The organism is Congregibacter variabilis (assembly GCF_045689235.1).
In the GTDB taxonomy this organism is placed as follows: Bacteria; Pseudomonadota; Gammaproteobacteria; order Pseudomonadales; family Halieaceae; genus Congregibacter; species Congregibacter variabilis.
The window spans coordinates 2,808,178-2,821,844 of sequence record NZ_CP136864.1 but is presented as its reverse complement, the minus strand read 5'-3'; the positions used below and the strand labels follow the sequence as shown (position 1 = coordinate 2,821,844).

Sequence of the window (13,667 nt, the reverse complement as noted above, 5' to 3'; positions counted from 1 at the left end):
CCGACAAGCGCCCTCAGCTGTCCTGAGAGCCGCTGCGCTGCTGTAAAACTATCCCCGGTAGAATCAACGCCAAGCCTATTACCGTCGCCGGGTGAATACTTTCGCCCAGGATCAGTCCTATAAACACCAGCGACAGCATCGGCGACAAAAAAATCAGATTGCCGACCCGGGATACGTTCGTAGCAGCGCGCAAAGCGGTAGACCAAAGCAGCCAGGTAAATCCCATCTCAAAAAGGCCCACGTAGACGGCACTGAGTAGCCCTTTGCCAGGGGCAGGAAGCCCTCCCCCGATACCCAGACAAAGCAGCAGTGCCAGTGGGGCAGCGCAAACAAAATAGGCCGCCAGGGAGATGGTCGGATCCTCTTCACTGCGCGCACTGAGCAGCCAGAACACTGCCCAGACCAAAGTACTGCTCAGTGCCAGCAGGACTCCGACACCGCTGGTGAACTGCAGCGACAAAGGATTTCCTTCTGTTGCGATAACAACCACACCCATATAACCGAGCGCAATCGCCAGCCAGTCCCGGGCAGCAAGCCGCTGGCCCAGAACTGGAATTGAGAGTAATGCCAGCATAATCGCCCAGGTGTAGTTAATGGTCTGGGCCTGCTGGGCCGGCAGAAGATCATAGGCAGCCAGGAGAATGCAGTAATACAAAAGAGGATTGAGGCAAGCCATACCCAAAAATATCAGGGGCGTGCTGCGCAAACTTTGCCAAAGTACGTTTATGCGGCCCTGCCAGGCGAGCGTGCCCAGTAGCGCAGTGGCTGATACCCATATGGCCACACACAGTAACTGCAACACCGTGAGCTCGGCCAAAGCCAGTTTGAAAGCCGTGGCTGCGGTAGACCATAACAACACGGCAGAAAGGCCCAGAAGCAAAGCGCGCCGATTATCTTTCACTCTGGTTCCTGTCCTTGGCCGATGGTGTTCCCACGCAGTGTACTTAACACCCCAGCATCTGGCTGCGTTTATAGCGCACTCCCTGTACCCCCGCAGCCTTTTGCGGCATGCTCACAGTCTTTTCTGGCAGGTGAACCCGTTTTGAGCTCAACGCAGCACCACAACAATCAACTAACGCCGGCGCTGGCAGCAGCACCCATCGTGATGCTCATCGCCATGTTGGCTCTTTCAGTATTCCTGTTTGGCTCCGACGCTTCTTACGGTGCCAATCAAATCGCCCTGGTGCTCGCTACCGGGATTGCGGCGCTCGTGGGGCAACACACAGGCGTTCGCTGGCGCGAAGCGCAGGAGGGCATCATCGATGGCATTGGTGTTGGGCTGGGTCCGACTCTGATCCTCCTCGTCGTCGGCATGCTCATTGGCACCTGGATACTCTCGGGCACCGTTCCCACCATGATTTACTACGGTGTGCAGATCCTGAACCCTCAGATTTTCTATGCTGCCAGCGCGCTGATCTGCGCCATTGTGGCCATCAGCGTCGGTAGCTCCTGGACGGTGGCCGGAACCCTGGGCATTGGCCTTATGGGGATTGCCGGGAGCTTTGACTTGTCACCTGCCATCGCTGCGGGCGCCATCATCTCCGGCGCCTACTTTGGTGACAAACTATCGCCCATGTCCGACACCACAAATCTGGCCTCCGCCGTCGCCGGCGTTGATCTGTTTGAACACATTCGACACATGCTCTGGACTACGGTACCCAGCTTTGCTATCGCCCTACTGGTGTTTGCTCTCATTGGCGGAGGGGACGCGTCAACTCCTCAGGAGATCGAAGCGCTGCAAAACAGTCTGCAGATTGAGTTCAACATTGGCCTTCATCTACTGCTGCCGTTGCTGCTCATGCTGTTTTTGGTCTACAAGCGATTCCCCGCTTATCCCGCGATTCTCATCAGCGCTCTGGCCGGCGGCGCCTTTGCGCTGATCTTTCAGCCAGATGTGGTGCAAGGTTTGGCGGGGGACAGCGAGCTTCCCAAGGGTGTTGCACTGATTAAGGGCGTTTGGATCGCTCTGTTTGCGGGGTATGAATCCAACAGCGGCAATGAGTTTCTGGATGCACTTCTGAGTAAAGGTGGTATGAGCAGTATGATGAACACTGTATGGCTGATCATCTGTGCTCTTGGCTTTGGCGGGATTCTCGAGCGAACTGGCATTCTCGCCTATTGGCTGCAGCGGGCGCTGCGCATGGTCAAGGGTACGGGCTCCTTGGTGGCTACGACCGTAGCAACCTGCGTTTCCACCAATGTCCTTGCCGCCGATCAGTTCATGGCTCTGGCACTACCGGGTCGTATGTACCGTGACGCCTACAAAGAGTACGGACTGTCACCTCTTAACCTCTCAAGAACGCTGGAAGATTCCGCGACGATCACATCGGCGCTAATTCCCTGGAACACCTGTGGCGCCTATATGTCGGCAACCCTTGGAGTCGCCACCGTGGTTTATGCACCTTTTGCGATCTTTAACATTGCCTGTCCGCTCATCGCGATTGCTTATGGGGTGAGCGGCATTGCCCAGAAGCCCCTGGAGCCGCTAGAGGCGGACCCGGTAGCAACAGCTGCCTAGGAATTAACCGTGAGCAATGATTGGGACTATGCAGAACCTTTTGTGCGCCGTACCCGCGTCGAAGCAACGGACGTAGACGCCTTGCAGCACACCAACAACACCATCTACGTACGCTGGTGTGAAGAATGCGCCTGGGAGCATTCGGCCAGCCTTGGCATGGATATCGACGCTTACCACAGGCTCGATCGCGCCATGGCGGTTGTAGAGGGAAACTACCGGTATCTGAAGGCTTCGCATCTTGACGACGAAATCGACACCGCGACCTGGATTACGCATTGGGATAAGCGATTAACCATGACCCGGCACTTTCAAGTACGCAGAGTGCGAGACGAGGCAACCTTGCTCCGCGCAGAGGTTCGCTTCGCTTGTATCGAAATCAGCTCTGGCAAACCCCGACGGCTTCCCAAAGAGTTCCTCGAGGCCTACGGCCCGGCAATTTTGGGTATAGAACCGAAATAAACCGCAAAACCGATGCGGCTAGGCCCGCGTCCAATCGAAGGGCATCACAGCCGACAGGCGGTCTGCACCCAGCTTGGCCATAAGCAAACGATCCACTCCCAGAGCAACACCGCTGCAGTCGGGCAAGCCTTCCAGCATCGCGTCCACCAACCGGGAATCCAGAACGCGCGGCTCCTGCCCGGATAACTGCCGGCGCTCGTTGTCGCTGGCCGCGCGCGCCATCAACTCCTTCGCATCAAGAAGCTCACGATAGCCATTGGCCAGCTCAATACCGTCCACATAAAGCTCAAAGCGTTCAGCGACCGTTTGACCGTTACGAACGCTGCAGCGCGCCAGAGCCGCTTGAGACGGAGGGTAGTCACACACAAACTGCAGACCTTGATGAGCAAGCACCGGCTCCAACACGTGACTCATGAGAAGATCCAACCAGCCATCGTGATCAAGCTCGAGTTGCCCAATATCCAGCTGCTTTGCAGCAAGCTCCTTGAGCTGTGCCACCGTGACTGTCCAGGGATCAACAGATAGCACCTCTTCAAACAGCGCTCTATAGCTAATGATGTCCCAACGGTCGCGGTCAAGGCATTCGCAGACCAATTCTCCGACTTCACTCATCAGTTGCTGGAGAGTGAAACCCGGGCGGTACCACTCCAAGAGCGTGAACTCCGGGTTGTGCTTTGCGCCGATTTCACCATCGCGAAAAGCCTTGCCCAGTTGATAAATAGGCCCGCTGCCGGCAGCCAGCAACCGTTTCATGGCAAATTCCGGAGAGCTTTGCAGAAACATCGACGACGCCTCTGCAGAAGATGGCAACACTCTAAGCGGTTCTATGGACGGGTCAGTGACACCGAATCGAGACAGCAGCGGGGTATCGACTTCAAGAACCTGCTTTTGGGCAAAAAAATGTCGCAGCAGCGCGAAAATTTCGCCCCGGGCCTGCAATGCGGCACGGGTGGACCCCGGCCGCCAGTCGCTCATATCAGCTCTTGCTCGCGCGGGCGACATATTCTCCAGAGCGGGTGTCTACGCGAATCACTTCACCCTGAGAGATAAACAAAGGCACGCGAACAACGGCGCCAGTACTGAGCGTTGCCGGCTTACTGCCACCCTGGGCCGTATCTCCCTTGAGGCCTGGATCGGTCTCAGTGATCTCCAGCTCCACAAAGTTGGGAGGCGTTACCGAAAGAGGTGTGCCGTTATAGAGCGTCACTTCACAGGCTTCCTGCTCCTTGAGCCACTTCTGTGTGTCGCCCACCGCAGCGGCATCCGCCTGGTATTGTTCGTAGGTGTTGGGCTCCATAAAAAACCAGAACTCACCGTCGGTATAGAGATACTCCATACTGATGTCCATGACATCGGCGCCTTCGAGGCTTTCGCCCGACTTAAAGGTTCGGTCCCAGACACGACCGGTTTTGAGGTTGCGCATACGCACCCGGTTGAAGGCCTGGCCCTTCCCTGGCTTGACGAACTCATTGTCAAGAATGCTGCAGGGGTCCCCATCCAGCATTACCTTGAGGCCAGAGCGAAATTCATTGGTTGAGTAATTGGCCATACCTGTGCACCCCTGATGATAAACGCGCGCGATGATACCGCACCGAGTTTGCAAAATCAGTGTTTGAAGTTAGCGCCAAACCCCGCAGTTGAGCTATGCTCAGGGAAATTCGCACCCGGCAAATAAGGACTGGGCGCCATGACGCCGATAAAACATTCAGGCCTGCGTCTTCCGCAGCAGGATCTCGAGCGCTGCAGCTTGTTCGATTGCAACGTTGAGGCCGTGGAAAGTTGGGCTCGGGAATTGCCTCTGGGCAGCCCTTTGCGGGCGGGATCTAACCTTCGCAATGCGATATCCGAGCTCAATCGGGTGGCACTGCCTCCGCAGGAACGCTTTGAGCTACTTGAGGTGCTGCGCACACCCCTGGATACAGTGCTAACGGCACTGATCCGCGGGTGCTTGAACCAGCCCATCATTCTGGATAACGACAAGCAGATTCAGGCGGATCTGATTACGGACCTTTGCTCGCTGGCAGCGGCGGGCTACACCATATCTGCCGTACACACGATCAAAGACAATAGCAGCGTCACCGGCATGAATCCTGCCAAGCTGGCCTGCGAATCCTTACATCGTGCGATGACCCTGTCAGGGCAGCGCATTCTCGTCGCTTACATTCTGTATCAGCCTGTGGAACTCAATGGCTGGGCGGGTCTGCATCAGCTGTACTCGCTGAGCGAGAGGCAACAGCTCGCCCGACTACCGGTGGAGGACAGTCTCAGAGGCACACGCAGCAACATCGCGCAGGAATACCTCCCAGCCCTGCTCTTGGCCTGCTCAAAGCCCAACCAGCTGCGACAGCACGACATTACCGGTGCCTACCGCGCTTTTCAGGAATGGCGAGACCTTGCCCAATTGCAGGATCCGGAGCTTGGCGAGGGCTTGTTCGCCGTAGATATGTTGAGTGATCAGGCCCCGGCATTCTCGGAACTTCTGGTGCGGCGAGGCAGCACGCAGTTTCGCTACATCAATACCAAGGCCCTGATCGCGCATCTTGAAGAACTCAAGAAGTCCCGGGGCACCCAGGGCTTGCGGACCATCGAGTTTGACCGGGAAACACGGCTGGATACCAATCTTTTGGAGCATCTGGTCAAATCTTTGGGAGAAATCAGTCAACGTAACTTTAATCGGCAACAGTCCCGAAGCACCCTGCACATCGCCACAGGCCTGAGCAACGTGCATTATTTTGTCGCTGGTGAGCGCAGTCTCGAAGAGGTCTTCCATGGCTCACAGTACGACGAAACCCAGTTTGCCATGGAGCAACAGAACCCGTTCTTGAGCCCGGCGAGTCACGGTGACAAATGGCAGCAGGCAAATTCGGACGATGAGATCGACGAACACGCACCCGATGAAGAGTTAGACCTTGGCGTAGATGCGGACAAATTCTCCAGCCTTGACGAGGAGCAGGCCGCTCAATCCACAAAACCCATTCGTCACACGGTCTACTCCGTGAAAACGACTAACACAAGCCCAGGTGGCTATTGTGTCGAGTGGACTGACCCACCTGATGGCATCCACATCGGCGACCTCGTTTGCATGCGTGAAGAAGAAATGGAGCAGGCGGACTGGACTGTGGCCGTCATCCGCTGGGTCAGTCAGGTAAAACATGCTCCCACGCTATTGGGACTTGAGCTCATCAGCCCCCGGGCCGGTGCCTATGCTGCACAAATCAAGATGCCCGATGGCGAGTTGTCAAAGCCCATCAGGGTGCTACTGCTGCCCGAGATCCCTCTGGTTGGCCAGGCACACACCCTGGTAGTACCGCGTATGGTGTTTAAGGAGGGGCAGCGCATTACGGTCACTCGCGAAGAGGATTCCGCGCTGGTGAAACTCAAACGCCAGGTCTCGTCTACAGGCTATTTCAGTCAGATGGACTTTGAGTATCTGCGCCAGCTGGACGATGATATTGAGAGCTCGAAACGTGAGCAGCTACCCACCGCCACGTTTGATTCAATCTGGACTGATATCTAACAGGCCCCCTCGGGGGACGCCCAGCAAATACAGCAAACCCTCAAGGGTGCTGTAGCTAACCGCGCAAGGAGCGGTTTTGCGCACCAGTGGCTTGGCGTGGAAGGCAACACCTAAACCCGCTGCAGCCAACATTGGCAAGTCGTTTGCTCCGTCACCTACAGCAACGGTATCCCTAAGATCAAAACCTTCGCGCTGCGCTATCTCAGTGAGCAAGAGAACCTTACGCTCACCGTCGACAATCTCACCGTTTACTTCGCCGCTTAGCTGCTCATCGACAATTTGCAGCTGATTGGCATGAACTTCATCAACGCCAATTCGAGTCTGTACCTGCTTCGCGAAGTAATCAAAGCCCCCGGATAAAATTACCGTGTAGTGACCCTGCGAGCGCAGGGTACGCAGCAACGAACGAGCGCCGGGCATAAGCGGTAGATGGGCACTAACCTCGTGAATCTCGGAGGCATGCAAGCCCCGCAACTTACTCATGCGCTCACGAAAACTGCTGCGAAAATCGAGCTCACCGCGCATGGCGCTGGCTGTGACCGCGGCAACCTCATCGCCCACACCTGCACGACGGGCAAGCTCATCAATAACTTCGCACTGAATCAGCGTTGAATCCATATCAAAAGCGATCAACCGCCGGCGAGGACGCTTGCTGTCGCTCGGCGCGAGCATCAGATCCACTTCCCAGCGCGTCGCCAGTTCCTGAAGCGCTTCACGACGACCAGCCAAGCGTGCCCAATCATCCAGATACAGCTCAAGTGCCAACTCCTGACCCGGACCATTGAGGGACAGCCGGCGCAGGCCTCGCAACTCGACATTCCATTGCGCAAGCGTTGCCATAAGCTCCGAAGGCACTTCGCCACCTGCCGGCACAATAAGAGTCAGCACCGCATCCGCATTTTGGTAAAGGGGCAAATCGTTATATGCCGCTGTATTTGATACGGCCTGTGCCTGCCAGCTCAATCCCAAACGAGACAGAGCCGCAGCAACGCGATCAGCTAATTCTTCGTCAGTCTCGCTATGCAAAACAAGCACTGGAGGCTCCGCAACAAAATGTACGGTGTCAGCCAACGCAAGCTCGGGCAATAACCACTGTAACGATGAGTAGCTTAATGTTGCCGGGAGGGAAAAACCCATTTTTGTCACGATGAGAGCCTGCTTTCCAGAAATTTCGGCCTTAATTCTAACTCACAGTTAAGACAGGGAGACGCCGTGTAGGGCGCGCGCTTATACTTCGCAAAATCGTATCGCAACGAATCGGTCATGCAACGCTTTAAAGATCTCAGCCTGAGTCTACAGCTACCTATTATGGCCGCCGGCTGCGCCCTGCTCGTGGGCCTTTGTCTTTTGTGGTTGGCAGCGACATCCAGCGCCTACCTTCAAAACGAGCGTGAGCGGCTTTACGGTGAATCCCTTGCCCAACAGGTGTCGTCCACGGTCCGCGAGGCTCTCCAGCGCGGAGACCTGCTCAGTGCCCGGGCCTCGTTGCAGCGATTTGTAGACAGCTCGCTAGCTGGCGGCATTACCATCCGCGACGTGGAGGGCATGGCCATGGGTACCGCTGGCATTATCAGTGGACCAGCTCTCACTCAGTACAGCGCACCGATACGTATTGGTGAAGACATCGCGGGTGAGGTACTCGTCTCGGTAGACGGCAGCTCGGGACAGGAAAGCCGCTGGCGTTTTCTCTTTTCTTTACTTGCTCTGGCTGCAGCCCTGAGTCTGCTGGTATTTATGGCAACCCGTGTTTTTGCACAGCGCCTGGCGACTTCATTGTTGGCGCTGGATACGCAGCTTGCGCTGCCAGGAAGCGTCGACCCAGGACTGGAAAACGAGATTGCAAAAATACGACAAAGCGTAGAGGTCCTCCCTTTGGATATGCTCCGGGGTCACGCCCCGGTACCTGCCGCGGCGACCGAGTTCCAGCATACGACGATTTTGTTTGTACATCTGGCGAGTCTGGCTCGCTACGTACACACTCTGGGCGAGTCAAATCTGCATCGTTACACGCGAAGGCTGCAACAAATCGTTCAGGCTGCCGCCCATTGCTACCGGGGTGAACTCATCGTTTCACGTCCTTTTGGCCTGGTTATCAGCTTTGGTCCGCAACCCAATGCAGGCAGTGAAGCCCTTCGCGCGGCGAGCTGTGCGCGCCTGATTGCCTTGATATCTTTGGGACTGCAAGAGCGCACCAATCTCTCTTTGGAGCTGGCAATGGCACTGGGACAGTGTGAACACAGCACAGACGATTCCAATGACATGTATCCCGAGCTACATCTGCAAGGTGCCATTGACGAGCTCCGGGACGTCTGCCTGAATCATGGACGCTACCCCGCGATTCTCCTGGCTGAAACTGCGCTGGCGGATGAACAGCTGATCAGCGCCGCAACGCTCGCCGAGGACGGCGAGGAGAACACGGGGGTCAGTGAGCTTCTACAGTTGTCATCGGAGCAGGAAAATCTACTTAGGCATCAGGCACAGATGATTGTCGAGCGCATCAAGCCACAGGCCACAAGGGACAACGCCTGACTGCGCTGTTCCCGCGCAGCGTCTACCTCACTCAGCGACATCCATTCTTTCTACACGCTGAAACCCTCGGGGTAATTTGTTGCCCCGACGTCCTCGCTCACCGTGATAGTGATCAAGCTCGGACCTCTTGAGCGTTAGATGGCGTTTTCCTGCCCACACGGTCAGTCCATCCCTTTCCTTAAGCACAGCGACGGCCACCACATACTCTTCCCGATCTCGCGCCCGAGGCCCGGGTATTGAGATAATTTTGTTGCCCTTACCTCGAGACAGGCTGGGCAGATCCGCCAGTGGAAACAGCAGCAAACGCCCCTCATTACTTACCGCTGCCACCCATTGCGCCTCCTCTTCAAGAAGCACAGGGCTCACCACCTTGGCTCCCGCAGGCAAACTCAAAGCGGCCTTACCCGCTCGATTTTTTGTTTGGAGGTCGCCAAGGGTGGTAATGAAGCCATAGCCAGCATCGGATGCCAGCAGGCAACGCTGGGATCCTTCACCCATCATCAGCCCATCGAACCCCGCTCCCGAAGGAGGGTTGATACGCCCGGTAAGTGGCTCTCCCTGTCCTCGCGCCGAAGGCAGATTGTGAGTGGCAAGGGTGTAGGCCCGGCCCGTGGAATCAATAATCACTGCCGGTTGATTGCTGCGCCCTCGCGCCGCCAGCTTAAAGCTGTCTCCGGACTTGTAGCTCAGCGTCGTGGGATCCATATCGTGCCCCTTAGCTGCACGAATCCAGCCTTTTTCGGACAGCACCACGGTAATCGGATCCGCCGTCATCAGCTCCAGCTCACTGAACGCTTTAGCTTCGTCTCGCAATGCCAGTGGCGAACGACGATCATCGCCGTACTTGTCCGCAATGGCAGTGAGTTCTTTCTTGATCAGCGTTTTGAGTCTTGCATCGGAGCCAAGGGTTTTTTCAAGCCAGTCGCGCTCTTTTCCAAGCTCGTCCTGCTCACCGCGAATTTTCATTTCTTCGAGCTTGGCAAGATTACGCAGCTTCAATTCAAGAATAGCTTCAGCCTGCACATCGGAGATCTCAAAGCGCTGCATGAGCGCCTGCTTGGGATGCTCCTCGGTACGGATGATGTGAATCACTTCGTCAATATTCAGGTAGGCAACCAGATAGCCTTCCAGAATATGTAAACGCCGCTCCACACGCTCCAGACGGTAGGACAAACGACGTCGCACCGTTTCGCGACGGAACTTCAGCCACTGAGTCAGTATTCCGTCGAGACTGCGCACTCCGGGGCGACCATCAATACCAATCATGTTGAGATTGACGCGATAAGTGCGTTCCAGATCCGTAGTCGCAAAGAGATGGCTCATGAGTCCCTCTCGGTCTATGCGGTTAGACCGAGGCACAATGACCAAACGGGTAGGGTTTTCGTGATCCGACTCATCGCGAAGATCCGCAACCATCGGCAGCTTTTTAGCCTGCATTTGCTGGGCTATCTGCTCCAATACCCGAGACCCGGACGCCTGATGGGGCAAGGCGGTAACTACGATGTCACCCTGCTCGAGCTCCCAAACCGCGCGCATGCGCAAGCCGCCGCGGCCGGTTGCATAAATCTGGGCAATGTCCTGGGGAGGGGTAATGATTTCTGCTTCTGTGGGGTAGTCCGGCCCTTGAATAATCTCGCAAAGCTGCGCAAGCGTTGTTTTTGGGGCGTCCAGAAGCGTAATTGCTGCAGTTACAACTTCTCGCAGGTTATGCGGCGGAATATCCGTCGCCATACCCACCGCGATCCCTGTAGTACCGTTGAGCAGAATATTGGGTACCTGGGCCGGCAGCAGCGAGGGCTCCTCCATGGTGCCATCAAAGTTCGGCACCCAATCGACAGTGCCCTGCCCAAGCTCTCCCAGAAGCACATCGGCGTAGGCTGTGAGGCGCGACTCGGTATAACGCATGGCGGCAAAGGACTTGGGGTCGTCCGGTGCGCCCCAGTTGCCCTGGCCATCCACCAGGGGATAGCGATAGCTGAAGCTTTGGGCCATAAGCACCATAGCCTCGTAGGCGGCGCTATCACCATGGGGATGGAACTTACCGATCACGTCACCCACGGTGCGCGCCGACTTCTTGAACTTGGCGGTGGACTTCAGGCCCAACTCACTCATGGCGTACACGATGCGTCGCTGCACGGGCTTCAGGCCGTCACCGATATGCGGCAAAGCGCGATCAAGAATGACGTACATCGAGTAGTCAAGGTATGCCTTTTCGGCATATTGTTTTAGGGAAATGCCCTCGATGCCATCGTCATCGATGGAACTGGTGTCACTCATTTATTGGGTCTCTTGGAGGGTATTTGCAACAGGGACAGAGCAGGCCTAATCGCCTCCCTGGGTATCTACCTGACTATTTACCGGGCTATCTTTACTGCCACTGCGCTGCTGCACGAGTTGCTCGTTCAGGCTGACAATGGAATTAGCCATATCGGTTAACAGGGCATGAATCGTCGCCGGATTACTCTTTATCAGATCCGTAAATTGGCTCGTGGGCACCTTCACAACACTGCAACGGCTTCGAGCACGTACCGTAGCACTGCGATCCGCGTGGGTCAGCGCCGCCATCGCACCGAAAATCTCTCCCGGGCTGATGATACCTACGGGAACATCGTCCACCAGAACATCCGCAAGTCCGGATGTAAGATTAAACACGTATTGCGCGCGCTCCCCCTGGGTGATGATGACTTCGCCCGGCTCGTAAAGGGCAAAGCCTGGCGTTGTGACGACATCAATCTGTGTTTGCATCGCTGTCAAACGCAGCATCATCCCGCTGTAGGTGACCAACATCCGCGTCCACAGCTTGGTCGTGCTGGGACGAGCGAATATCTGCTGCATGAATTCCAGAGCACTGTAGCTATTGAGGCTGGCGCCGGCTTCACTGCCATAAAACACCGCGGCATCCGGATCCCGTCCGCCGGCAATATCAGGTAGTAAAATATCGCCCTCTTCGAGCAAATACACGGCACGATTGGCATAGCGCGCCGTTACGGTACCGCTGGCCACCAGATAGAATTTTGCGGGATCAAAACCACGGAAATTGCCGGTTTGGGTCGGGGCAACCTCTACGCGTATGGGTAGCAGCTCAATTTCATCCAGCAAGGCTTGCACCAAACCACGATACTGCTGGTTCAGGAGCTTAAAATCAGCGGGTAATTCGACGCTCGCTAGCATGCTCGATCTGGCTACCATCTTATCGATGCGCTATGAACAGCGCGGAGACGCTGATGATACCAACTTCTCCCTCCAGCGAGAACAACTCAAGTGGCGAGAAAGCAAGCAAGTCGCTAGCATGGCGACCTTCCGAGCGGTCAGGCAAACAGAATGCTGGACGATAGCGGCTGGTCCTGCCAGCACTTTTCATCATTAAGTGGCACAGAGGTCTACGAATTGCTGCAACTGCGCTCCGCTGTCTTCGTGGTGGAGCAAAACTGCGTGTATTTAGACCCTGATGGCCTGGACGCTGCCGCATGGCATGTGGCCTATCGTGAAAACGGCAAGGTGCTGGCGTATCAGCGCTGCCTGCCGCCGGGCACCTCCTACGATAGCGAGAGCTCTATAGGCCGGGTTATTGTCGATCCAGCGCAGCGCGGTCGAGACCTGGGTCGTGAGTTGGTTCGCCGGGGTATCGACTTCAATCTCAAAAACTGGCCGGATCGAGAGATTCTCATCGGTGCTCAGGCATATCTGCAGCGCTTCTATGAGTCTTTGGGCTTTGTGGTGTGCTCTGAGCCCTATATGGAAGATGGGATCTCGCACATCTACATGACCCATGCATCCGCACAGTAGTACCGACGTCGCCAAGCAATAATGCCTAAGCTGATGTCGATATTTCTCACCGCTGCTGTCCTGCTATCTCTGTATAACGTCATCGTTGTCGCAGTGGCAATCGCCCGCAGCGGCGACCTGGCAAAAGCAAGCGAGCCTTTTAGCCAGAAGCCCGTGCATTCACAGCGCAAGATTCTGGTAGTTGGAGACAGCACGGCGGTAGGTACAGGCGCGACGTCGGCTAAAGACTCCATTGCAGGCCGCATTGCCGCCGACTTCCCTGGCACCACCGTGCTCAACCTCGCACGCGATGGAGTACTCACCGCTGCGGTCCCCGCTCAGCTTGAACGTGCGCCGCAAGACCAATATGACCTCATAGTCATGCAAGTGGGCGGTAACGATGCTTTACGCTTTACCCGGCGCAACCATCTTCGCGAAGCAATTGAGTCCAGCCTCACTGCGGCGACCGCTGTTAGTCCACAGGTTCTGTTGGTGAGCGTGGGCGACCTGGGAGAGGCCCCGTCCGTGCCATGGCCCTTGTCCAAGCTGCTCTCTTACCGCTCTCGTGTAGTAAGGGACATTTTCCTTGAGGCAGCTTCAAACAAAAACGTACACTTCCTCGACTTGCTGAGGCTCTCGAAAGAAGGCAGTCCTTTCAAAAAAAACCCGAAAAAATACTATGCAAAGGACGGCTTACATCCCTCTAGCGACGGTTATGGGGTGTGGTATCAAAATCTACGCTCCTCGACCCCTCTAAACCAATGGCTTGATGCGGACCTCCCGGCGCAGTAGCAGGTTCAAGATCCGGTTTTCTGTCAAACTCTATCTAGCAGTCCTGCGTAAGATTAATAGGGCGAATCGCAATTCACGGGGAGCAGG

The 13,667-nt window shown here is 56.1% G+C and carries 12 protein-coding genes; 6 read left to right on the top strand and 6 right to left on the bottom strand.

From position 1 onward, the window contains the following. Positions 1–13 precede the first annotated feature (13 nt). Positions 14–901: a DMT family transporter gene (locus R0135_RS12555; protein WP_407347204.1), complete on the bottom strand. Its 888-nt coding sequence runs from the start codon at positions 899–901 to the stop codon at positions 14–16. Positions 902–1,042: 141 nt separating this feature from the next. Between R0135_RS12555 and nhaC the strand changes: the two genes are divergently transcribed. Both nhaC and R0135_RS12545 read left to right on the top strand, forming a co-directional pair. Further along, entirely contained in the window at positions 1,043–2,518 is a 1,476-nt protein-coding gene (gene nhaC, locus R0135_RS12550) for a Na+/H+ antiporter NhaC (RefSeq protein ID WP_407347203.1), read from the top strand. A 9-nt stretch (positions 2,519–2,527) separates the two neighbouring features. Continuing rightward, the gene (locus R0135_RS12545; RefSeq protein WP_407347202.1) at positions 2,528–2,977 is read left to right on the top strand and encodes an acyl-CoA thioesterase; all 450 of its coding nucleotides are present in this window, start codon (positions 2,528–2,530) and stop codon (positions 2,975–2,977) included. Positions 2,978–2,995: 18 nt separating this feature from the next. Here the strand turns inward: R0135_RS12545 and epmA are convergent, their stop codons facing one another. Both epmA and efp read right to left on the bottom strand, forming a co-directional pair. Continuing rightward, a complete protein-coding gene (gene epmA, locus R0135_RS12540; protein ID WP_407347201.1) occupies positions 2,996–3,952 on the bottom strand; it encodes an EF-P lysine aminoacylase EpmA in 957 nt (318 codons plus the stop codon). A gap of 1 nt (position 3,953) precedes the next feature. Continuing rightward, positions 3,954–4,526, bottom strand: a complete 573-nt coding sequence (gene efp, locus R0135_RS12535) for an elongation factor P (protein WP_407347200.1) — start codon at positions 4,524–4,526, stop codon at positions 3,954–3,956. Positions 4,527–4,664: 138 nt separating this feature from the next. Here efp and R0135_RS12530 point away from each other — a divergent pair, with 138 nt between their 5' ends. Further along, a complete protein-coding gene (locus tag R0135_RS12530) occupies positions 4,665–6,494 on the top strand; it encodes a GTPase (protein WP_407347199.1) in 1,830 nt (609 codons plus the stop codon). Here the strand turns inward: R0135_RS12530 and serB are convergent. Further along, positions 6,474–7,631 (bottom strand): phosphoserine phosphatase SerB, encoded by a 1,158-nt coding sequence (gene serB, locus R0135_RS12525; protein ID WP_407349918.1) that lies wholly within the window; start codon positions 7,629–7,631, stop codon positions 6,474–6,476. The genes R0135_RS12530 and serB overlap by 21 nt on opposite strands. 126 nt (positions 7,632–7,757) lie before the next feature. Between serB and R0135_RS12520 the strand changes: the two genes are divergently transcribed. Then, positions 7,758–9,023: a hypothetical protein gene (locus R0135_RS12520; protein ID WP_407347198.1), complete on the top strand. Its 1,266-nt coding sequence runs from the start codon at positions 7,758–7,760 to the stop codon at positions 9,021–9,023. 27 nt (positions 9,024–9,050) lie between these two features. Here the strand turns inward: R0135_RS12520 and parC are convergent, their stop codons facing one another. Then, positions 9,051–11,300 (bottom strand): DNA topoisomerase IV subunit A, encoded by a 2,250-nt coding sequence (parC, locus tag R0135_RS12515; protein WP_407347197.1) that lies wholly within the window; start codon positions 11,298–11,300, stop codon positions 9,051–9,053. 45 nt (positions 11,301–11,345) lie between these two features. Then, positions 11,346–12,194 carry a Crp/Fnr family transcriptional regulator gene (locus R0135_RS12510; protein WP_407347196.1) on the bottom strand — a complete coding sequence of 283 codons (849 nt, stop codon included), beginning with the start codon at positions 12,192–12,194 and terminating at the stop codon, positions 11,346–11,348. Between the two features lie 150 nt (positions 12,195–12,344). Here R0135_RS12510 and R0135_RS12505 point away from each other — a divergent pair, with 150 nt between their 5' ends. Both R0135_RS12505 and R0135_RS12500 read left to right on the top strand, forming a co-directional pair. Next, entirely contained in the window at positions 12,345–12,809 is a 465-nt protein-coding gene (locus tag R0135_RS12505; protein WP_407347195.1) for a GNAT family N-acetyltransferase, read from the top strand. Positions 12,810–12,842: 33 nt separating this feature from the next. Beyond that, positions 12,843–13,580 carry an SGNH/GDSL hydrolase family protein gene (locus tag R0135_RS12500; RefSeq protein ID WP_407347194.1) on the top strand — a complete coding sequence of 246 codons (738 nt, stop codon included), beginning with the start codon at positions 12,843–12,845 and terminating at the stop codon, positions 13,578–13,580. The last annotated feature ends 87 nt before the right edge of the window (positions 13,581–13,667 follow it).